General features: G+C 41.9%; 18 protein-coding genes and 1 pseudogene. 8 read left to right on the top strand and 11 right to left on the bottom strand.

Annotation, left to right across the window (positions count from 1 at the left end; genetic code table 11):
- Window positions 1-249: 249 nt before the first annotated feature.
- The 6 genes from BXY_RS17435 to BXY_RS17410 form a co-directional block, all read right to left on the bottom strand.
- On the bottom strand, window positions 250-1,137 hold the full coding sequence (locus BXY_RS17435) for a HEPN domain-containing protein (protein ID WP_015532540.1): 888 nt from the start codon (window positions 1,135-1,137) through the stop codon (window positions 250-252).
- Window positions 1,138-1,224: 87 nt separating this feature from the next.
- Complete coding sequence (locus tag BXY_RS17430) at window positions 1,225-2,979, bottom strand: SWIM zinc finger family protein (RefSeq protein WP_008644395.1); 1,755 nt, start codon at window positions 2,977-2,979, stop codon at window positions 1,225-1,227.
- Window positions 2,980-2,989: 10 nt separating this feature from the next.
- Window positions 2,990-3,850, bottom strand: coding sequence for a DUF7281 domain-containing protein (locus BXY_RS17425; protein WP_008644393.1), 861 nt, complete (start codon window positions 3,848-3,850; stop codon window positions 2,990-2,992).
- Window positions 3,847-7,515 (bottom strand): ATP-binding protein, encoded by a 3,669-nt coding sequence (locus BXY_RS17420; RefSeq protein WP_015532539.1) that lies wholly within the window; start codon window positions 7,513-7,515, stop codon window positions 3,847-3,849. The genes BXY_RS17425 and BXY_RS17420 overlap by 4 nt, the downstream gene beginning before the upstream one ends.
- Window positions 7,499-8,050 (bottom strand): condensin complex protein MksE, encoded by a 552-nt coding sequence (locus tag BXY_RS17415; protein ID WP_004308256.1) that lies wholly within the window; start codon window positions 8,048-8,050, stop codon window positions 7,499-7,501. The genes BXY_RS17420 and BXY_RS17415 overlap by 17 nt, the downstream gene beginning before the upstream one ends.
- A gap of 29 nt (window positions 8,051-8,079) precedes the next feature.
- Window positions 8,080-9,276: a hypothetical protein gene (locus BXY_RS17410; RefSeq protein WP_004320669.1), complete on the bottom strand. Its 1,197-nt coding sequence runs from the start codon at window positions 9,274-9,276 to the stop codon at window positions 8,080-8,082.
- Between the two features lie 285 nt (window positions 9,277-9,561).
- On the opposite strand from BXY_RS17410, the gene bla reads away from it, so the two are divergent.
- The 3 genes from bla to BXY_RS17395 all read left to right on the top strand — a co-directional run bounded on the left by bla (window position 9,562) and on the right by BXY_RS17395 (window position 12,475).
- Complete coding sequence (gene bla, locus BXY_RS17405) at window positions 9,562-10,443, top strand: class A beta-lactamase, subclass A2 (protein WP_015532538.1); 882 nt, start codon at window positions 9,562-9,564, stop codon at window positions 10,441-10,443.
- A gap of 71 nt (window positions 10,444-10,514) precedes the next feature.
- Window positions 10,515-11,927 (top strand): GNAT family N-acetyltransferase, encoded by a 1,413-nt coding sequence (locus BXY_RS17400; RefSeq protein ID WP_015532537.1) that lies wholly within the window; start codon window positions 10,515-10,517, stop codon window positions 11,925-11,927.
- Window positions 11,928-11,947: 20 nt separating this feature from the next.
- Complete coding sequence (locus tag BXY_RS17395; RefSeq protein WP_004308260.1) at window positions 11,948-12,475, top strand: hypothetical protein; 528 nt, start codon at window positions 11,948-11,950, stop codon at window positions 12,473-12,475.
- 28 nt (window positions 12,476-12,503) lie between these two features.
- Here BXY_RS17395 and BXY_RS17390 read toward each other — a convergent pair whose 3' ends face one another.
- Window positions 12,504-13,178 (bottom strand): MarC family protein, encoded by a 675-nt coding sequence (locus BXY_RS17390; RefSeq protein ID WP_004308261.1) that lies wholly within the window; start codon window positions 13,176-13,178, stop codon window positions 12,504-12,506.
- A gap of 158 nt (window positions 13,179-13,336) precedes the next feature.
- Between BXY_RS17390 and BXY_RS17385 the strand changes: the two genes are divergently transcribed.
- Entirely contained in the window at window positions 13,337-14,317 is a 981-nt protein-coding gene (locus BXY_RS17385; RefSeq protein WP_004308262.1) for a linear amide C-N hydrolase, read from the top strand.
- A gap of 115 nt (window positions 14,318-14,432) precedes the next feature.
- Here BXY_RS17385 and BXY_RS17380 read toward each other — a convergent pair whose 3' ends face one another.
- Window positions 14,433-14,897 (bottom strand): MaoC family dehydratase, encoded by a 465-nt coding sequence (locus BXY_RS17380; RefSeq protein ID WP_004308264.1) that lies wholly within the window; start codon window positions 14,895-14,897, stop codon window positions 14,433-14,435.
- Window positions 14,898-15,017: 120 nt separating this feature from the next.
- On the bottom strand, window positions 15,018-15,545 hold the full coding sequence (locus BXY_RS17375) for an SGNH/GDSL hydrolase family protein (RefSeq protein WP_008771180.1): 528 nt from the start codon (window positions 15,543-15,545) through the stop codon (window positions 15,018-15,020).
- A gap of 119 nt (window positions 15,546-15,664) precedes the next feature.
- Between BXY_RS17375 and BXY_RS17370 the strand changes: the two genes are divergently transcribed.
- Complete coding sequence (locus BXY_RS17370) at window positions 15,665-17,359, top strand: RluA family pseudouridine synthase (protein ID WP_015532535.1); 1,695 nt, start codon at window positions 15,665-15,667, stop codon at window positions 17,357-17,359.
- Between the two features lie 39 nt (window positions 17,360-17,398).
- On the opposite strand, the gene BXY_RS17365 is transcribed toward BXY_RS17370, so the two are convergent.
- Window positions 17,399-18,772 carry an MATE family efflux transporter gene (locus BXY_RS17365; protein ID WP_015532534.1) on the bottom strand — a complete coding sequence of 458 codons (1,374 nt, stop codon included), beginning with the start codon at window positions 18,770-18,772 and terminating at the stop codon, window positions 17,399-17,401.
- A gap of 120 nt (window positions 18,773-18,892) precedes the next feature.
- Window positions 18,893-19,096 (bottom strand): hypothetical protein, encoded by a 204-nt coding sequence (locus BXY_RS17360; RefSeq protein ID WP_225472758.1) that lies wholly within the window; start codon window positions 19,094-19,096, stop codon window positions 18,893-18,895.
- A gap of 184 nt (window positions 19,097-19,280) precedes the next feature.
- Between BXY_RS17360 and BXY_RS17355 the strand changes: the two are divergent.
- The 3 genes and pseudogenes from BXY_RS17355 (at window position 19,281) to BXY_RS17345 (ending at window position 20,716) form a co-directional block, all read left to right on the top strand.
- Window positions 19,281-19,579 (top strand): annotated as a pseudogene (locus BXY_RS17355) (nitrous oxide-stimulated promoter family protein).
- Between the two features lie 20 nt (window positions 19,580-19,599).
- Entirely contained in the window at window positions 19,600-20,331 is a 732-nt protein-coding gene (locus tag BXY_RS17350) for an SDR family NAD(P)-dependent oxidoreductase (protein ID WP_015532531.1), read from the top strand.
- Window positions 20,332-20,449: 118 nt separating this feature from the next.
- A complete protein-coding gene (locus BXY_RS17345) occupies window positions 20,450-20,716 on the top strand; it encodes a zinc ribbon domain-containing protein (protein WP_004314772.1) in 267 nt (88 codons plus the stop codon).
- The last annotated feature ends 41 nt before the right edge of the window (window positions 20,717-20,757 follow it).

Raw genomic sequence — 20,757 nt, 5'->3', positions numbered from 1 at the left:
TAAGTACGGGGATAATAAATTGAACGACTTATCTTTCTATAGCTGATACTATCAAATTCCAAACAGTATCTTTGATTTTTTCTTTGTTTTTTGGGGTGACAGCATTATTGCTATCACACTGCTGTCACCTTGTGCTGTCACGCTACTAAGTTCTTATACTCTGCAAGTTAGATTATAATCTGTGACAGATGACAGATATATTTTGTTTTTTATTTCATAGGAGGGCTAGTCTTATTTCACAGGGGACAATTATTCCGTCATCATATCATATTCCACAATCTTCTTCTTACATAAGCGTTCAGTAATATCTTTCAGAATATCTATGCGGGAAATAAGATATTCCAGTTGTTCTTGTGAGATACTGAAATCTTTGTTATAGCGAGCTTCAATGTAAGAACGGCATAATAAATCAAAACATTCTTTCTCTACATCCGTATTTTGAGGAAAGACTGTAGTTAATTCCATAGAAAAACGTTTCACCATCCCACCGAGTTCCTTGATTTTATGACTCTTTGGGCGATAGTTCGTAAAGACCATCAAGATACAATTATAAAGTTTCTCACAAGCTTGATGAAGCATGAAAGCTGATAAGTTATATTGTCCTTTAGGCACGAAATATTCCTTCACACTACCTAAAAAGTCACAGGCATAAGGAAAAAGCTTATTAAATTCACTCTGCGCAATATCCCGAATCTCCTTAAAACTCAGCTTCCGTGGTTTAGCCAATTCGTGTTTGCCACTATTATAAAGCATAATGCCCTCCTTTACTATATCCGTAAAGAAATACTGGCTGACTTCCAAGTTACGGTTTACTGTATTAATATGCTCTACTATAAATTGTGGGAATGCATGACGGCGGTCTGCAAACAAGTCATGATATTTATTAGTAATACGATAGAGTTTTTCTTCCACGTGTTTAGTAGGTCCGGTCACGACGACAAGAATGTCATAATCGCTTTGATAGGAAGTATGAACACCAAATTCTATATTAGTGTCCCATAAAACATAGTTTCCCCTTGCATAACTTCCGAACAGGATAACCATCTGACAATTCCCGATGCTTTTACACACTAAATCCAGCAAAACTGTCAATTCTTCCTGTGTACATTTGGGTAAACGTTTTATAGACTTCTTCATTATCATTCTTATTTGTAACTTTACAAAGGTACGAACTTTATCATCCCTAAACTACAGAGATACAAAAAAACTTATAATAAAGTCTTTTCAAAAATCCTTCAACACTTCCATCATTGCCGGACGACGTTTATATTTTATCCGAAATTCCGCTACTATGTTTTTCACTGCAGTCTGTCCTCCCTTTAGTTTATGTATGCACGGTAACACTTGTGCGATAAATTCATAATTCCTCCGTCCCATTTTCCGTTCGGCATAGTCATTCAACGAAGAAGTATACATAGCAATCAGCTGTTCCGAATGAGTATCCTTCAAATAATGAGCATACCGCATCAATGCTTCCAGTTGATCATATCTAGTTGATGACAACAAGGTGAACAGACGCTCATTATCCTGTTCTTTCACATAGATATCAGCTTCAGCACTTCCACCGAAAGAAAAATAGTTACTAAATTCTGTTTCCTTCATCATCGCATCCAGAAAACTCTTCCATTGTTCTTTCGGAATCAGAGTTTTGAGTTTATTGTAATATGTCAGTTTATCCCTGCCTGTCACAAACAATAGACGACATGTATCAATTACTTCGGAAGTCCGGTTGGTCGTCTCGTAAATCTTAAGTTTTATTTCCAACCATTTACTATCGGTACCGGGATATATCTCTTCTTTCGCAATCTCTATTCCTTCATCCAGCAAACGGATGGCTTCATCGTATTGGCAACGGACAATCAATTTTTCAACCTCCATCTCCCGTATTTCAGTCAGATAAAGATATTGGCGGATCATTTCATTCGCTTTTTGCTCTTCATTCTGCTCCAATAATAAGTTGACTTTGCGAAGAACTAACTGATATAAATCATGAGTGTCCTTTCTTGTTTCAAGAAGTCCATCAATCAATTCCAAGGCTTTTTCTGTCGGCTGAATCGAAAGATTGATTTGCATCATAAGTTCATCTATATCATAGATTCCGTAATTTCGATAAGTAGATATTTCAGCAATCTGACGTAATTCCTGTAGAATATCCGTCTTTTGTTTCTGAGTTGTTTTAGGATGTCCAACCACTTTCATGAGTAAACCTCCTGCATGCTCACAATAAAGGGAAGTGCCAAAGTCATCATCATCGTCAATATATAGTAATTCATCCTCATAATTCTCACCGATAGAACGAAGTGTTTGAAGAGCTATGGCAATAGTACTATCCATATCTCCCAGACTCAAAAAGAAGTCTGCTTTCTTCAGAAAAACATCCATTCGATTGAAAACAGTTTCCCAATCACGACTGTAATCATTATAACGATTATGATAACGAGACTTTTTACTGTCACCGAAACTATTAAAAATCTTTTGGATTTCCGTTCTATAATCTTTTCCCTTTGATGTCGAAGACGATTCCTTGAATATAAAACGCTTCAAAAACGCTGCCTTAAATTCCGGATTCGTTGAGGCATATTCACTGATAAATGTAGAAATTTCTTGCGGACTAATGAATGACAGCAATTGTTTGATGTCCACATCGGGCTGTACAACCTCTTCTTCCTTTGTAACTATTCTCATTTTTGAAAATGCACTACGACTTACTCGTTTATTATTATCACGAATTGCCAGAAGTGCTGCCACGACATGCTTGCAGATTTCTCCATCATACGGACAATCACAGTACCAGGATTCTACTTCCTTTCCGTTCATAGATATTTCTACATTATAATCATCCGTTCCCTCTACGGTTGCAGTCCATTCACCGGGTGAGGTTTCTTCCAGTTCGGAAACGGCATCTGTATCATAATACTCTTCTCCGCGCACTAATATTCTATAGGGTACACAGCTCTCAAAATTATCTAATGTAATCATAATGAATATTTTACTCTTTTATATAACCTTCTTGTTCATACGCTTTCCCATATTTATGAATCATTGCCACCAATGGCCTTAAACGTTCGTCAGAAACCAACATAGCCCTATAACGCAAATACTGATTATCATAAAGCTGCCGGTTTCCGTCCTTGAGGCGTTTCTTCACATCCGCAGGAATGAAAAATTCCGCACGGTTGCCCAATTTGACATAGAATTCATTTAAAAAGATAGAAATGCCAGCCAAATCTATATCTCCGAAATGGATATAACGATTGGGAATTATCTTTAGCCAGTTACACAAATCCTTCGATTGCGGATAACGGGACACGAAAAGAACTTTCATTCCTTCAAACAAGTACTTTTGGGCACGGATATGCTGGAAATTCTCTCCATTCTCTATACCCACTACTACGACATCTTCAGGAATACGGAAATATTCGTAATCCTGCATGAAAATAGAAGTGCCTTGCAAGGGAGAAAGCACACATGGTTCGCCATGAAACGTAGCTTCTATAGGCGTATAACAATTGAGGAGAAAACCTTTGAACGTACGGGTATATCTCAATTTAGAGTCCCCCGCCTTCGCCACTTGCTCCGAACGCGACACTTCATCCGGACAGTTCTTCATCTCAATCCAATCTTCCAGCTCCATGCCAGAAGTATAATTCTGGGAGATGTAGATACGGCATCCTTCCGGGTCAATCATACGAAAACTACGCTTACTCCCTCGGGGAACAATAGTGATGATTCCCTCATCCATTAATCTATTTGCTATCAGTCCATCAAACTTTGTGTAAGGTATGAGCTCGCCGCCCAGCATTTTCAGAACCAGCCTCGCCATTGCCAATGTAAATAAACTGCCACTCATTTTTCTATCTTATTATAGGTTAACAATGGGACAACCTGTGTATTTGACCGCCCGTCCTTACTCAATAAATAGGTATAACGATAGTCCTCCACATTATAAGTAGTGGGAGAACTGTTTACCAACAATATATTCCGGCAATTGGCAAAATCCAGAATGCCTTTCACATTGTTGGGGTGTAACTTGCCTATTTCATCCATCATACAATGGATTTTAAAGTCACCAAACTTACGTGATGCCTTTTCTTTGAATACATTAATCAGCATGATATTGACCATGGCTTTCACCAGAATGTCCGTACCGTCGGAACCTACATTGGCTATCTTCTCCACCCATCCCGTGTCATTATCATTCTCTTTCACACGGAACTCCAGTTTGAATGTATCGGCAAGCGCCAACCGCCTGCGTCCCGGCTCGTCAAGCAGGAATTTCATAAACGACAACAAATGCCGGACAGCCACCGCATTGACATCTTCACGGGAATCCTGCGAGAACAAATCAACCTTTCCCATATTATATTGGTTCTCATCGCTAAACCGTTTAATCTCCAGCAATAACTGCATCAGTTTATCGCTGCTCTGAAGCGGGCGAAGAGCTATTTCCTTTATTACTCCGGCAAAATTCCGCTTGACAAAATCGTCGTTGATATCCTTTATTGTTCTGTGTATCTCGCTTTCATTACGGGTCAGTCCTCCCACTTCCTGCGAAATCCGGCGGATTATATCCGTATACCGTTCACTGATATGTTTCTGATAATCGGAAATCTTATCATTATCTACAAACTCGCACAGATTGGAAGCGAAATCATAGTAATCCTGTTCTCCAACCAGTTCCGTACGGAAATGAAACGTGTTTTTTGACGAGAAGTTTCCATTGAACTGCGTCACCGCTTTCTTGAATTCTTCTGTTTTTCTGATAGTGGATACGATGAGCGACTTCAACTCTTCCACAATAACATCGCAATTTTTCCGAGTAGGCTTCTCTCCTATTTCTGTCACAGAAGGCGGACAGAAAGTTTCATCTTTCCGGAACATATCCACTTTATTCAATCCATCCTCCAATAAGTGCAATTCCTTGTTAATCCGGTCGAGGTGCTCGTCCGCCCCTTTTTTCTGAACCTGCAACTTCTCCTTTTTCAGAGCGAAACGTTCGTCCAATGCAACTAGCTTCGCATCCAGTTCTTTCTTCCTGCTTCGCGTAGCAGGTTCTTTATCAAACAGCTCCTCCTTGTCTCTTTCATAAAAAAGAACTTGTGGGCGGGATTTACCTATATAATCTAATTCTTTATTTATTTCGGCAAGCCTGTCATCATACTTGCGGATAGTGACCGTATCAGCACCCTTTCCATTCAATTCATTCTCCTGCGCCTGCTTCAATTCCTTTTTCCGCTCCGCAGTTTGCTGTTTCATCCGCTCTATCTCTTGCTGAATGCCGGCAACAAACTCCTCCAGTTCCTTCCGGAGTTCCGTCCTGCTATCATTATACACTTTCCGGCAAGCTTTCAACAGTTTTTCCCGTTCCGCCAAATGCTTCTCCTTCTCGCCTTCCGCCACATAAAGACGATGACCGATATCATTCAGTTGCGCCTGTAATTCTTCGGTACATCCTCTTTTCCATTCCTCTTCCTTCGTCTTCCATGAGGCGTAATCAGCCTGCAAATTCTTCAATTTTGCAGGAATCTGCATTCGCTCGGCTTCCATCAGATGTTGTTCTTCCAAAATACTATGTATTTGCTTCGAATACTTCTTCTCCAAAGAAGAAACAGCTTCCCCCTCTTCTTCCGTCAGTCGGGTGAGACGGTCGGTACAGAGTTGCCGGGCTGCTTGTTGCCTATCGCGCTCCTGCTTCATTTCCTCGGGAGTGCGGACAGAACGCTCGATTGCTGTCAGATTGAGTGAAACGCCGAACAAAGTAGCTTCCTTATTCACTAATTGAGGTTGCAGTTCATTGTTGTACAACACCAGTTCCTCATCCGCCACCTTGCCTATCGTCTCCTGCCAATCCGGTTTGTTCTTCTCCAGCCATTCACACAAAGAACCTTTTCGTTTCTCAATCAAGGCATCCAATGTTTGCAACTGTTCTTCAATCGCGCTCCGTTCTTTACGAACGGTCTCCATCTTTGTCTGAAATTCCCATTTCAATTCTTTCACTTTCCATTCACAATCCTGCCTCAACTGCTTTATTTCTCCTTGTTGCTGACGGATGCTATGTTCCAGTTCCTTGTCCTTTTTGCGCAGTTCGTTGATGCCGTCTTCACAATCGGACATTTCCTTTTGATGGGGATGTTCGTATTTCACCTTTTGAAGTTTCAGGTTACACTGTGCCTGTTCGTCGCGCAACTGCCGGATACGATTATCCACAGTCTGCACTTTCTCTTCTTGCGTTACCCTTACTTTTTCTTCTTCCACACGAAGCTGTTGCATCAATTCTTCCTGCTTGCCGGCAATCTCCGCATTCCGAGCATTTATCCGTGCTTGCTGGCTATTCTCAAAAGTACGGAAATCAGCTTCCAGTTTCTCAAACAGCAATCGGTACTTACTCAATACGTCCTCATAAGCTCTTGTCAGTTCCGATTTCATATTCCGGACTTGTTCAAGTTCCTGAATCAGTAATTCTTCGCAAGATACCCGTTTGATGATTTCTTCAATCTGCATCTGCTCGTAATGCAGACGTTTCTCACGTATCTTTTTGAGCAAATCGTTTATTATACCTATATCCCTAATTAAGCCATCACGCTCATTGGTGTACTTTTGTTGCAGTTCACCCATAAGCCGCAGCAACCGTTCACGTTCCGTCTCCGCTTTAGCCTGTTCTTCCTTCACTAACGGAATCTCATGCAAAGCCTGTTTCTCCGCAAAGTTAAGCTCCGCACGCCCTTCACCAATCTGCTTTTGAGTATAAATCAAGTCACGATAGGCGTTCATTACTTTCTCCGCCATCTTCCGGACAGGCACTTCTCCATTCTTGTTCTTTGTAAACCAAAGCATCACGTCCCTGTATTCCTGCTCGAATTCCTTTATCTGGCTACGATAGAAGTCCAAATCGACAGAAATATCCTCATCACTCATCGAACGGATAATGGTATCTTTTATAAAATCAGCATCCAGTTTGGAATTTAAAAAGACGTTCTGTATCGTACGGGGAATATTCTGATATTTTGCACTTTCCACAATGGCAAACTTGCGGTAGGGTATCATTTCGTGCTTGCGGTTATTACCGAAAATAATGTCCCGATACATTTCATAGCTAGTCACTTGTGCAGTAATCTGAATCTTCGAACCGATATGTTCGCGGATGCGTCCCCACTCGGAATGTACCACATTGTGTTCGTCAATGAACCAGTCCTGTTGGAATGGCGCATCAATAAAACGGAAAAACACCCGTCCCTGGGATTTGGCAGCTACCACACAATACGCCCCATTCTCCCGCATCACCTCATAGATAATGTAAGAATTGGCGTATGGAAAGTAAAAAGCATCGAAGCTTTTCTTCTCCTTCGGAATGCCTAGTCTTAGTTTGTCAGCATTATAAAAGAATAGGATGGCACGGAGCAGCGTACTCTTACCGACACCTTGCGTACCTATAAAATGTACGTTCCCATCCAACTTCACTTCCGCATACGGAATATGGGCACTGTTCAGAAAAATAATCTTATTCAGGTATCTCATCTTGCACCTCCTCTGAAATTGTGATACAATCAACCAAGTCCTCCATATAATGGAAAGCCGACAATACTTTATACGTCCCGTCAAGTTCGTTTTCTTTCTCTATCAGTCCTATACTCTCCAGTTCTTTCAGCAGTTTGCCGACTACTTCATCATATTTCTTCTTATCCGAAAACAGTTTGGTTGCCTTTTCTTTCAGTTCGATATCGCATCCTATCTGAATCTCAATATCAGCGGCACGAAACAGAAAGCCCGGGCCGAATGCCGAATGATAGGTTTTCAGGAAACTCAAGTAATCAATCCACTTCTGAATTGCTTCCAGTTTACGTTCCAAATCGACTTTCGATTCCTTGCGGGTAAAGTAGTAATAACCGTCACCGCCTTCCAGATAAAAACCGATGCCTTTGTAGTAATCATAATAATCGGGCAAATCTTCCTCAATGGCATCATACAAGCGTTTCACTTGGGTAGAGACACTATTGGAAGAAATGAATCCCCCTTTGCTAAGTATATTAAATATCTCTTCAGTATATTTCATAGTCATCTGTTTTTAGCATTCAGCATACATCATTTGGCATATATTAAAGGGTATTCCACTTCATCGGAGATTTCATAAGTATCCGTAAAGCGAAGTTCGTCGGCATACTGTGACGCCAATTGGCAGAAAAAGATTAATTTCTCTCCACGTGTCACCTCTTTCCGGTAGCGATAGTTCATCACAAAAGAGAACAGGTGGGTGCTGGACGCCATAAATGAATTATGCACTTCCTGCAAGTTTACGGTATCTATCATTTGCGACTGCCCATCCAGGTATCCTTCCGGAATGGCATCTGCCAGTTGTTTCATTCCTTTCGGAGAATTTCTCTGCCGCGCGACAAGTTTCTTCAAAATCTGAAAAGCCTCATCGGAAGTCCGTAGATTATCAATGGAAAGCTTGATGCGATAACCGACCTGCGGCTCCATCCAGACAGGATTTTTTTGTGCGGCAACAGAACGGATACTTGTATGTTCTTCCAACAAGAACTGGTCTTTCAAGTACTTCAACTTCTTTACTTTCTCAAAGATACGGTTCTGATAATCTATCAGATTCAGATAATGGATGATTTGTTTCTGGATTTCAATTAGGTTATGGTACGAATCATTTAGCTGAAGTTTCACGTCACTTACTACATTCCGCATCTGTACGTCCATCGCCACCCGGAAGAAAACAGGCTGTCCGTAGTCTATCAATTCCTCACTTTTACGGATCAGCAGAGCAATATTATTCCGTTTCTCATCAAGCCGGACAAGTTTGGTTTTCTTTATCTTATAATTCGGTTCGTTCTTATAAGTATTATCCATGTTCCTTTTCAAGTCCATCACATTGCGGACTGTAGTCAGAGCGATGTTTTTCAGGCAGCGTTTCACTTCACGCTGGTAGTTGTATTTACGTTGTTCGTTATTCTCTTTCAAGTAATAGTCAATGTTTTCATTCAGTCGTGTCAGGTAATCCTGCACGAAAGATACATTGATTTCTTCATTTACTTCGAGTACATCTTCAAAGAATTTCAGATAAATATCCTCCATTTCAAGGAAGTCGCCAGTATCCCGGATAACCCCATAGTCAATCAGATAACGGATACGCTCTTCTTTGTACTCTGTCATTTCAAGCGCATAATCGTAGCGGAACGAAAGAGACTTCCGTTTGGCAAACATTTCTTTCAGAAGTTCTTTCTCCCTGTCCAGACTTTTGACAAGTTCTTCTATAGAACGAAAAGTGCTCATATTAGTTTTGTTTTTTAATGGTGTTTACTACTTCCAAATATTTACATAGTATATATTTCAGTAATAAGATATCACAAAAATAACATAAATGAAATAGTAAACCTAATTTCTGTATCAATATTTTCATTACTACAAAAATTGAGAAACTAACTCTACATATTCATTATACAACTATAAATTTCAAGTAAGAATTTGCAAAGGCAATTACTATTTATACCTTTGTGACTTCAACAGAAAATATGATTTCAATAGAGAATTAGTAACCCGTTAAAAGAGAAATTGATTATGCGTTCATTCATAGTATTTCTTTGTTTGGTCCCCACCCTCCTGTTTGCCCGACAAACTCAACTTGAGACACAGTTGAAAGAAGCCATCAAAGGAAAGAAGGCCGAAATAGGAATAGCCGTCATCATTGATGGAAAAGATACGGTAACTGTCAATAATGATATTCACTATCCACTGATGAGCGTATTCAAGTTTCATCAGGCATTAGCATTGGCAGATTATATGGGAAAACAGAAGCAATCGCTGGAAACCAGGTTACCCATTAAAAAATCGGATTTAAAGCCGGATACTTACAGTCCGCTACGGGATAAATATCCGCAGGGTGAAATTGAAATGAGTATTGCCGACCTGCTAAAATATACACTCCAACAGAGTGACAACAATGCCTGCGATATTCTTTTTGATTATCAGGGAGGTCCGGATGCCGTAAACAAGTATATCCATTCACTAGGAATTCGGGAATGTGCCATTGCCGGTACGGAAACTGCCATGCACGAAGACTTGAACCTATGTTATGAAAACTGGACTACTCCGTTAGCCGCAGCCGAATTAGTGGAAATATTCCGTAAGAAGCCATTATTTCCCAACGTGTACAAAGACTTCATTTTTCAAACAATGGTGGAGTGTCAAACCGGACAAGACCGTCTGGTTGCTCCGTTGCTCGACAAAAAAGTAACCGTAGGTCATAAAACCGGAACGGGAGATCTTAATGCGAAAGGACAACAAATCGGTTGTAATGACATCGGTTTCGTACTTTTGCCCGGTGGACGTACTTATAGTATAGCTGTCTTCGTGAAGAATTCTGAAGAAAATAATCAGGTGAACAGTAAGATTATCGCTAATATTTCCCGTATCGTTTACGAATATATAATGCAGCATTAAGATGGAGACAAAGTACGTTCGGTACAAATGAAGATAGAAACAAAGTAATAGAAATTAGAAAATTCATTTATATGAAACTACATCATATCGCTATCTGGACTTTTCGTCTGGAAGAACTAAAAGAGTTCTATGTCCGCTTCTTCGGAGGAAAAAGCAACGAAAAATATATCAATCCCAAGAAAGGATTCGAGTCCTATTTTATCTCTTTTGGAGAGGGAACAGACTTGGAACTGATGAGTCGTACAGATGTACAGAACACTCCCATTGAAGAAAACAGGGTTGGACTGACACACTTTGCTTTCACCTTTCCCAGCCAGGAAGAAGTATTACGCTTCACCGAACAAATGCGTTCGGAAGGATATACCATCGCCGGCGAACCGCGTACTTCGGGAGACGGATACTTTGAAAGTGTAGTCCTCGATCCTGACGGAAACCGGATTGAGTGCGTATATCGGAGAACTGCAAACGAATCGAAAAACAAAGCAAGACAGGAAACTGAAATAGAAAGTATTCCCCCCGTGACGCTCCATACAGAACGTTTATTTTTCCGCCCTTTCGAAGAAAGAGATGCAGAAACATTTTTCGCTTGTTGCCAGAACCCGAATCTGGGAAATAATGCCGGATGGCCGCCCCATCGTACGTTGGATGAATCCCGCCGGATACTTCATTCCACATTTATCAACCAGGAGGGGATATGGGCAGTGATACTAAAAGATACGAAACAGCTAATCGGTTCCGTAGGAATTATCCCCGATCCTAAACGCGAAAATCCGCAAGTGAGAATGTTGGGTTACTGGCTCGACGAATCTTATTGGGGCAAAGGATACATGACCGAAGCAGTGCAGGGTGTCCTCAACTATGGCTTTGAAGAATTGCGGCTTAGCCTCATCACAGCGACCTGTTATCCGCACAATAAACGTTCGCAGAAAGTACTGAAAAAGAACGGTTTCATCTACGAAGGTACACTTCATCAGGCAGAACTGACTTACAACGGAAACATCTACGACCACCAGTGCTACTACCTGCCCGGCATCTCCCAACCTACTCCGGAAGACTATGATGAAATCCTCCATGTATGGGAAATGTCCGTTCGCCACACGCATGATTTCCTGACGAAAGAACATATCCAGTTCTATAAACCACTGGTGCGGAAGCATTATCTACCCGCTGTTGAACTTTTTGTTATCCGGAATGCCAACGGAAAGATTGCCGCCTTCATGGGATTGAGTGACGAACTGATCGAAATGTTATTCGTACACCCCGACGAGCAGGGAAAAGGATATGGCAAACGATTAATGGAATATGCAAGAGACAAAAAACATATGGATAAGGTGGACGTAAACGAGCAGAATGAAAAAGCACTCCAGTTCTATCTCCATTTGGGATTCCAAATCATCGGCAGAGATGAAACGGACAGCATGGGCAAACCTTTCCCCATTCTCCATTTGCAACTGCCGGAAGCTGATTCCGCTAATAGAGATTAATTCCCCCAAACGAAAGCTACATGAACCTACGTGCAAGATTATCCGAACGAGTACACATTGAAGATATCAGAGAGGTACTCCACTTTATACAGGATGATGAACGGCTTAGAGAAGAAATCTACCAACTGATATTCGACGAAGACGCTATCGTCTCCTATCAGGCATTGTGGGTATGTACGCATTTCTCAAAGGCAGATGTAGAATGGTTGAGCCGGAAACAAGAAGAATTGATTGACGCTGCCATGACCTGCCCACACTCGGGAAAACGGAGAATGATCCTGAACCTGATATGCCAGCAACCTGCCGCCGATCCGCCACGAGTGGATTTCCTTGATTTCTGCATGGAACGCATGATATCCCGCGAGGAACCACCGGGCGTGCAATCGCTCTGCATGAAACTGGCTTATCAACTGACACGCTCCATCCCGGAACTGCAACAGGAACTACGCACAATACTGGAAATCATGGAGCCCGACTTACTGGTTCCCGCTATCCGTTCCGTACGAAAAAACACCCTGAAAGCCATGAAAGCAAAGAAAAACAGATAATTTCTATCGCTTTTATCTCACCGTTCAATTAGAGTATATTCAGATGGAATATCTGGGATATACCCGTCACCGAAATCTGGATACCGATGCAAAAAGTGAAAAAAGCAACGAGCTTATTAATGATTTGATTTCCCACCGGTCCCAACCTCTGAATAAACCTCTGTCCTTGTGAAAGGAATACATAAAAGATGGCCGCCATACAAATAATAACAAGCGCAATGACCAAATAATTAATCCCAGTTTGCAACAATTTGCCTTTAACACTGGCAGACGCCATCAAAGTAAAGATAACCGATATACTGCCCGGTCCGATACTGATAGGAAACGTGATGGGATAAAATATCTTCTGCTCGATGTTTTTCCATCTGAAACCGTCTACATTCTTACTGGCTTCTTCTTTATCAGACGAACCCGAATCGCCCAACAGCTCCATTGCCGTTTTACAAATCAGCATTCCACCTCCCAACTGAATAACAGGAATAGCCAAACCGAAAATCAACAGAAACAAATGTCCTATCACCAATGTCCCTACACCGATCATTATAAAATTGAGTGTCAGCTTCTGAATGGCTGCTTTCCGTTGTTGAGGATCGAGGTCTGTAAAAAATCCATTGACGACAAAACCATTCCCCAAAGGATTTATCACCGGAAACAGCGCCATAAACGATGACGAAAATATGATGAGAAGATTACTTAATGACATAATACCTGTTTTTTGATACTTTATTAATATCTGATATGTATCTAAAACATAAATGAAACGTTATTGTTTTGAGAATATGCTTTTGCGAGATGAATCCGCATCGGTTGAATACCTCGTGAAAGCAGCTTATAATAAACCTTTAACTAGAAATTAAAATTATGTGTACAAGAGTCGTTTATTCGGGAAAAAATGGAATGGTGGTAACCGGCCGGTCTATGGACTGGAAAACAGAAATGCACAGCAATCTTTGGGTATTTCCCAAAGGTATGGAAAGAAATGGAGAAACGGGAGCCAACTCCCTGCAATGGACGTCCAAGTATGGCAGCGTGGTGACTTCAGCTTTCGAGATTGCCAGTACAGACGGGATGAATGAAAAAGGATTGGTTGCCAATCTGTTATGGTTACCCGAGACGGAGTATCCGGTCAGAGATCAAAGTAAACCGGGACTTGCCATTACTGCATGGGTGCAATATATGCTGGATAACTTCGCCACCGTAGACGAGGCTGTCGCTTTCATTGATGAAAACACTTTCCAAGTGGTATCGGACCTGATGCCGGATGGTTCCCGCCTGGCAACCTTGCATTTATCTATTTCCGACGCAACGGGCGATTGTGCGATATTCGAATATACGGGTGGAAAGCTGACTGTTTACCACAGCAAGGAGTACAAAGTAATGACCAACTCCCCTACCTACAACAAGCAACTGGCACTAAACGAATACTGGAAATCAATAGGAGGATTGAGCTTCCTGCCCGGAACCAACCGTCCGTCCGACCGTTTTGCAAGAGCCAGTTTTTATATCAATGCCCTGCCCCAAACAGATGATGTGAGAATAGCCATAGCAAGCGTATTCAGCGTTATCCGTAATACTTCTGTTCCTTATGGCATATCCACTCCCGAATTTCCGGAAATTTCCACCACACAATGGAGAACGGTATCGGATAGTAAGAATTTGCTCTACTTCTTCGAATCAAGTCTGACACCTAATACATTCTGGGTAAACTTACGGGAAACAGACTTGTCGGAAGGAGCTCCGGTACTCAAATTATCTATCGCCAACGGTGAAACTTATCATGGAAATGCAACGAAAGAGTTTAAACCGGCACAGCCGTTCAGATTTATGGGAGTAAAAGGATAAAATTATCCCCGGAAACGATCCATCTGAAGCACATCCCAAAAGTTTTTGTATCTAACTTTTAAGACGTATTTCGATCATTTCCGGGGATAAAATCTGTTTCTTTAACAGCTTGCCATTAATTGAAATAATAAAGGAACACAGCAATTCCTTCCAGCGCCTTCTTTGGTTGGTCTTTTATTTCGATAGCAAACTTGATTTCCGCTTTTGCCACACCACGCAGATTAGTCAGCGAGTGCAAAGTAGTCACCAGACGGATGCTCTGTCCTGACAATACAGCCTGACCGAATTTCATTTTGTCCATACCGTAGTTAATCATCATTTTCAGGTTATTTACCTGGATAATCTGATTCCACAAATAAGGAAGCATGGATAATGTCAGGTAGCCGTGAGCAATCGTGCTATGATAAGGGCTGTCTACTTTCGCACGTTCCGTATCTACATGAATCCATTGATGATCCAGCGTTGCATCAGCAAAAAGATTGATACGTTCCTGCGAGAGTTCCACATAATCGGAAACACCTATCTGTTGGCCTACTAGTTTTTCGAATTCTTCGTACGAATTGATAATTACTTTTTCCATAAGTCTTATCGTTTTTATGGGGGTTATTTACTATTAAATTGGGGACAAAAATAGGAAAAATAAACTGATATGCCACCAAATTTATAAATAAAAGCAAGGAATGAAGTATTTAGGTATGTTTTACAAACCGGAAGCCTGTTTCAGTGCTTCTGTCAGAATACTGTACCCCTTACCATTCAAATGTAAATCGTCGAGAGTCAACTCCGGATTCAGCCTGCCATCCTGCAATAAACGATTGAATACGTCCAGATAGACAATATCTGTTCCCTGCAATTTTTCGTGTATCTTCCGGTTAAGGATCTGGATAAATTTATTTACGGCCGTACTGTAATCATCGTAATCATTACGCGGAAAAATACAGAAAAGATATGTTTTCAGTGAAGGGACGGCAAGAACCGCTTTTACATAACGCTCTACATATTCATCTATATTTTCATCGTTCAACTGATAAATATCATTGGTTCCGAATTGAACAACGACCTGGCAACCGGAAGTGTCTACCGCAAAAGACTCCACATAGGCCAGCCCTTCACCGGGAGCACCATAGTTCAGACATTCCCATTGTGGGAAATAGATATCCAGTGCCCAAAAAGCCATGTGACTGTTGCCAAGAAAGGCAAATTTTGGTTTTTCTTCTATCCTATCCATACAATTTCATTCAAACGTCCACGTTATCTCACTCAAACTCTCAAACAAATATAGAATAAAATTCGCGGATTTACGTTACTTTTGCAAAGGTAATCACATTCATTCATATATATAAACCGATGATACATTTTTTCAAGAAACCCGTTTCTCACCTTGCGTTGCCGGAAAAATTCACTTATCCTTTCCATTATACACCCCATCCATTGTGTGTGTTGGCTGCGGAAGAAGTGAAAGCATATATCGCAAGCCGGAAAGAATGGCAAGAGGAGTTGGCTTCCGGAAAGATGTTTGGAGTGTTGATTGTGCAAACGGACAACGGAATAACAAACAACGAAGAAAATCAGATTGGTTATCTTGCAGCTTTCTCCGGCAATCTGGCCGGAAAGAATCTGCATCCTTATTTCGTTCCTCCTGTTTATGACCTATTACAACCGGAGGGATTCTTCAAAATCGAAGAAGAACAGATTTCTGCCATTAATATCCGTATTCGTGAATTGGAAAACAGTAGTTCTTATCTCGATTCAAAAGAGAAATGGAAGATAGAAACGGAACAGGCTAAAGCTGTTTTGAATCAAGCAAAAGCGGAACTTAAAATGGCAAAGGAGGCGAGAGAGATTCGCCGCCAGTCATCTCCCGAGCTTTCCGAAGAAGAACAAGCCTCCCTGATTCGGGAAAGCCAATACCAAAAGGCGGAATACAAACGACTGGAAAAGGAATGGAAGAAACGATTGGAAGAGCTCGAAACGGAAGTCAGGTACTTCGATATTGAAATAGAACGACTGAAAACCGAACGAAAAGAACGTTCGGCAGCTTTACAAAGAAAATTATTCGAGCAGTTCCGGATGCTAAATGCCCAAGGAGAGGTGAAAGACTTATATACTATTTTCGAGCAAACGGTTCAGAAAGTTCCTCCTGCCGGTGCGGGTGAATGTGCTTTGCCTAAGTTATTGCAATATGCGTATCTTCATCAATTAAAGCCATTGGCTATGGCTGAATTCTGGTGGGGCGACTCTCCTAAAAACGAAATCCGGCATCACGGATATTATTATCCTTCCTGTAAAGGGAAGTGCGAACCGATTCTGCAACACATGTTGCAAGGATTGGAGGTAGACGAAAATCCACTGCTGAATCCTGTTCATGAAGAGGAAGAACTAGAAATCGTGTTTGAGGATGAATGGTTACTGATAGTCAATAAACCGGCAGGGATGTTGTCCGTTCCGGGAAAAGCGGAAGATAGAGATTCAGTCTATCATCGTTTGAAAAAGAAATATCCCGAAGCTACCGGTCCTATGATTGTACACCGGCTCGATATGGCTACTTCAGGATTATTACTCGTTGCCAAAACAAAAAAGGTACATCAGGATTTACAGGCACAATTCGCAAACAGAAGTATCAAGAAACGCTATGTGGCTGTGCTGGATGGAATAGTACTATCAGAAAGAACAGGAAGGATCGAACTCCCTCTCTGTTTAAATCCCCTCGACCGTCCCCGACAAATCGTTAGTAAAGAATACGGAAAAGAGGCGATTACAGAATACAAGATTATCAGTGAATCAGAAAAGATCATTGATGAATCAGAAAGGAGTATCAATGAGCCAAGAAAATACACCCGGATTGTCTTCTATCCGTTGACCGGACGCACACATCAGTTACGAGTACACGCCGCCCATCCGGAAGGCTTGGGATGCCCCATACTTGGAGACGAACTCTACGGAAAGAAAGCAGACAGACTATACCTCCATGCCGAATATATAGAGTTTCGCCATCCCATATACGGAGACATTTTCCGTATACAGAAAAAGGCCGATTTCTAAATTCAAACAAAGAAATATTCCTAGCCTGAAAAAAGACAATTATGCAACAGTCTGCTGTACAGTCGAACTCGTAAATACCTGCTTCTTCAACCTGCGATAAACGTAGATAAAGGCCGGCACGAGGAATAAGTCTGCCGCTATCCAAGCCATCGGATCACCGTAGCAGACAGCAATAAAACCGAATACCGGTACGGCATAGAGACTGACAAGAATACGAGCAATCATCTCCGCCACTCCGGAGAACATGGCAAGATTGGTAAAGCCCACTCCCTGAATGGTATAACGCAAGATGCACAACAAACCAAGCATCGGGAAGAACATACAGGAGACATGCAGGAACAACTCCGTATCCAGCAGAATCTCCGTTTCCGACGGGTCTACGAAGATCAACGCGAAATATTTAGCCCCTACCATCAGAAGAAGGAACGTGAAGGCCGCATAAATAATCATCATCAGAGCACTAGCCTTGATTCCCAACCAAATACGTTCCGGTTTACCCGCTCCGTAATTCTGTCCGCTATATGTAGCCATCGCAATGCCCAAACTTTCGAACGTACAGATAAAGAACATCTTGATGCGCATAGCAGACGTAAAGGCTGCCACACACGCCGTTCCCAAGGCATTATTCGCACTCTGAAGCATGATGCTGCCGATAGCCGTGATAGAAAACTGCAATCCCATAGGCACACCGATGTAGAGCAGCGTCTTAGCCAGTTTCGACTGGAACCGGCGTTCTTTCGGAGTACCCTGCAATATTTCAAACTTCCGGTACATATAAATGTAGCAGAGAACAGCCGACAATCCTTGCGAAAAGACAGTAGCAATAGCAGCTCCCGCCACTCCCCAGTCAAGTACCAGAATACAGAACAAGTCGAGAATGATATTCAGAACAGCAGCAAACAGCAGAAACCAGAAAGGCGTCTTACTGTCTCCCAACGCACGGATAATGCTCGAAAGAAGATTGTAGAAAAACGTACACGGCACACCGATGAAAGTGACAAGCAGATAAGCATAAGCCCCTTCAAAAATATTCTCCGGTGTACGCATGATCCGAAGAATATCCTCACATAAAATACAGGTGAGAAGTGCAATTACCACCGACATTCCCGCAGCCAGTTTCAGACTGACAGCCACATAACTGCGCATCGTACTGTAATCCCGCGCCCCAAACTTCTGCGCAACGGGTATTCCGAACCCTCCGCAACATCCATTGCAGAACCCGAGAATGAGAAATACCACTGACGTGCTTGCTCCAACAGAAGCTAACGCGTTTATTCCCAAGAACTTTCCTACAATTGCAGCATCAACAAGCGAATACGTTTGTTGCAACAGATTGCCGAGTAAAAGCGGCAGTGTAAACTTTAAAATGAGAGGTAATGCCGGCCCTGCCGTCATTTCTTTAGAAGTTGCCATACGTCTATGTTCTAAAATTGGGCGCAAAGATACATAAAATCCAACGAATTAATCCTTGTTTCCCGTCCCTCTTTTAGTTGACATAAATCAAAAAATTGTGATTAATCACTAAACAGTTAATCACTTAATAAGTCGTTTAGGCGAACCATGCCACGAACAACCCAGGCAGAAAACCTCTGTCAGGTCGAACCCTTCCATCGAATCTTCCGGATATTTGGGAACGACTTCACCATTTTCGAGCACATAAACCAGCAGCCTTTCCCCCTGTTCATTCTTCACATACATGGCTGCAATCTTGCATTGCGGACATAATAACTTTTTCATGCCGCAAAGATACAGATTGTTTCCGTCATCCACAAGCTCTTCAGAAGATGTTTCAAAAAGCCTGTTCATGATTTACCATCAGAAAAGAAAATACCCACCAAAAAGATGCATTTTAACAAAATACGCCTGTGATTCTGCATAATCTTCGCTATCTTTGTCAATCCAAAGTGTAAAGAAGAAAGAGATGAAGGTATCACGCATCGCACACGAAAAGAAAACAGTAGAGTTAATGATCCGCCTCTATTGTCGGAAAAAAGAAAAAACAAGACTCTTTGTACCGACTGTGAAGAGTTGCTTCGCTATGCGCATGCCCGTCTCGACCGTTGTCCGTTTGGAGAGAAAAAGGGTGCATGCAAAGAGTGCACGGTACATTGCTACAAGCCTGTCCTGCGCGAACGAATGCGACAGGTAATGCGTTTTTCCGGACCGAGAATGTTGTTCTATGCACCCTGGCAAACCATACGACATTTATTGAACCTATAACTTACTAAAAAAAATCAGTAATGAAAAAAGCCATTATCATAGGGGCCACCTCCGGTATCGGACAAGAAGTTGCAAAATGCCTGTTACTGGAAGGCTGGAAAATAGGAGTAGCCGGCAGACGGCAATCTTCTCTCGAAAACCTGCAACGGGCAGCACCGGATCAAATTCAAATCCAAGCATTAGACGTAACCCAAGAGGATGCAAGCGAAAAGCTGAATCTGCTCATCGACAAACTAGGCGGCATGGATTTGTTTCTTCTTAGTTCCGGCATCGGTTTCCAGAATATGGACCTGAACATGGAAGTAGAACTGAACACAGCACACACCAATGTAGCAGGCTTTATCCGAATGGTAGATACCGCTTTCACGTACTTCAAGAAAAACGGAGGCGGACATCTGGCCGTTATCAGTTCCATTGCCGGAACGAAAGGGCTCGGAGTTGCTCCTGCCTATTCCGCCACCAAACGTTTTCAAAACACTTATATAGATGCGCTCGAACAACTGTCATACCTGCAAAAGCTACATATCCGTTTTACCGATATTCGTCCCGGATTTGTAGCCACCGATTTACTGAATGACGGAAAGCATTATCCACTGCTGATGGACGCCGCCGAAGTGGGCCGTCATATCTCCTGGTCGCTGAAGCGCAAACAACGGGTAGCAGTAATCGACTGGCGTTACCGGATTCTGGTGTTTTTCTGGAAAATGATTCCCCGCTGGATGTGGAAACGCCTGCCGGTAAAAACAAATTAACCCCAAAAGTGAACAAGCCCGGAAATGAACAGGTAATTAGCAAGATCGGATAACTCCTATTCCAATAATTCTACCTATATTTGTCCTGTAACATAAACTTATAATCTAACAAAAAAAGATGGAACAAAAAATTTGTCAGAGTTGCGGTATGCCGATAGACGACTCAACTTTTGGAAAAGAAGCAGACGGTAGCAAGAATCAGGATTATTGCCACTATTGCTATGCGGACGGACATTTCACGAAAGAGTGTACGATGGACGAAATGATCGAACTCAACCTGAATTACCTCGATGAGTTTAATAAAGACTCGGAAGTGAAATACACGGTGGAAGAAGCACGTAAAACGATGAAAGAGTTCTTCCCCCAGTTGAAGAGATGGAAATAATCAATCATGAATATAGAAATGTGTCGAAAATAACCTAAAAC

Source organism: Bacteroides xylanisolvens XB1A (genome assembly GCF_000210075.1).
Classification (GTDB): Bacteria; Bacteroidota; Bacteroidia; order Bacteroidales; family Bacteroidaceae; genus Bacteroides; species Bacteroides xylanisolvens.
The sequence above is the reverse complement of the archived record's forward strand: the minus strand, read 5'-3'. Positions and strand labels throughout refer to the sequence as shown.

What these genes read in the sequence shown, in the direction of transcription:
- bla (WP_015532538.1), top strand. Translation starts at nt 9,562, where the DNA reads ATGCGTTCATTCATAGTATTTCTTTGTTTGGTCCCCACCCTCCTGTTT.
- BXY_RS17390 (WP_004308261.1), bottom strand. Translation starts at nt 13,178, where the DNA reads ATGTCATTAAGTAATCTTCTCATCATATTTTCGTCATCGTTTATGGCG.
- BXY_RS17350 (WP_015532531.1), top strand. Translation starts at nt 19,600, where the DNA reads ATGAAAAAAGCCATTATCATAGGGGCCACCTCCGGTATCGGACAAGAA.
- BXY_RS17400 (WP_015532537.1), top strand. Translation starts at nt 10,515, where the DNA reads ATGAAACTACATCATATCGCTATCTGGACTTTTCGTCTGGAAGAACTA.
- BXY_RS17375 (WP_008771180.1), bottom strand. Translation starts at nt 15,545, where the DNA reads ATGGATAGGATAGAAGAAAAACCAAAATTTGCCTTTCTTGGCAACAGT.
- BXY_RS17415 (WP_004308256.1), bottom strand. Translation starts at nt 8,050, where the DNA reads ATGAAATATACTGAAGAGATATTTAATATACTTAGCAAAGGGGGATTC.
- BXY_RS17435 (WP_015532540.1), bottom strand. Translation starts at nt 1,137, where the DNA reads ATGAAGAAGTCTATAAAACGTTTACCCAAATGTACACAGGAAGAATTG.
- BXY_RS17430 (WP_008644395.1), bottom strand. Translation starts at nt 2,979, where the DNA reads ATGATTACATTAGATAATTTTGAGAGCTGTGTACCCTATAGAATATTA.
- BXY_RS17420 (WP_015532539.1), bottom strand. Translation starts at nt 7,515, where the DNA reads ATGAGATACCTGAATAAGATTATTTTTCTGAACAGTGCCCATATTCCG.
- BXY_RS17395 (WP_004308260.1), top strand. Translation starts at nt 11,948, where the DNA reads ATGAACCTACGTGCAAGATTATCCGAACGAGTACACATTGAAGATATC.
- BXY_RS17360 (WP_225472758.1), bottom strand. Translation starts at nt 19,096, where the DNA reads ATGAAAAAGTTATTATGTCCGCAATGCAAGATTGCAGCCATGTATGTG.
- BXY_RS17385 (WP_004308262.1), top strand. Translation starts at nt 13,337, where the DNA reads ATGTGTACAAGAGTCGTTTATTCGGGAAAAAATGGAATGGTGGTAACC.
- BXY_RS17380 (WP_004308264.1), bottom strand. Translation starts at nt 14,897, where the DNA reads ATGGAAAAAGTAATTATCAATTCGTACGAAGAATTCGAAAAACTAGTA.
- BXY_RS17365 (WP_015532534.1), bottom strand. Translation starts at nt 18,772, where the DNA reads ATGGCAACTTCTAAAGAAATGACGGCAGGGCCGGCATTACCTCTCATT.
- BXY_RS17370 (WP_015532535.1), top strand. Translation starts at nt 15,665, where the DNA reads ATGATACATTTTTTCAAGAAACCCGTTTCTCACCTTGCGTTGCCGGAA.
- BXY_RS17345 (WP_004314772.1), top strand. Translation starts at nt 20,450, where the DNA reads ATGGAACAAAAAATTTGTCAGAGTTGCGGTATGCCGATAGACGACTCA.
- BXY_RS17425 (WP_008644393.1), bottom strand. Translation starts at nt 3,850, where the DNA reads ATGAGTGGCAGTTTATTTACATTGGCAATGGCGAGGCTGGTTCTGAAA.
- BXY_RS17410 (WP_004320669.1), bottom strand. Translation starts at nt 9,276, where the DNA reads ATGAGCACTTTTCGTTCTATAGAAGAACTTGTCAAAAGTCTGGACAGG.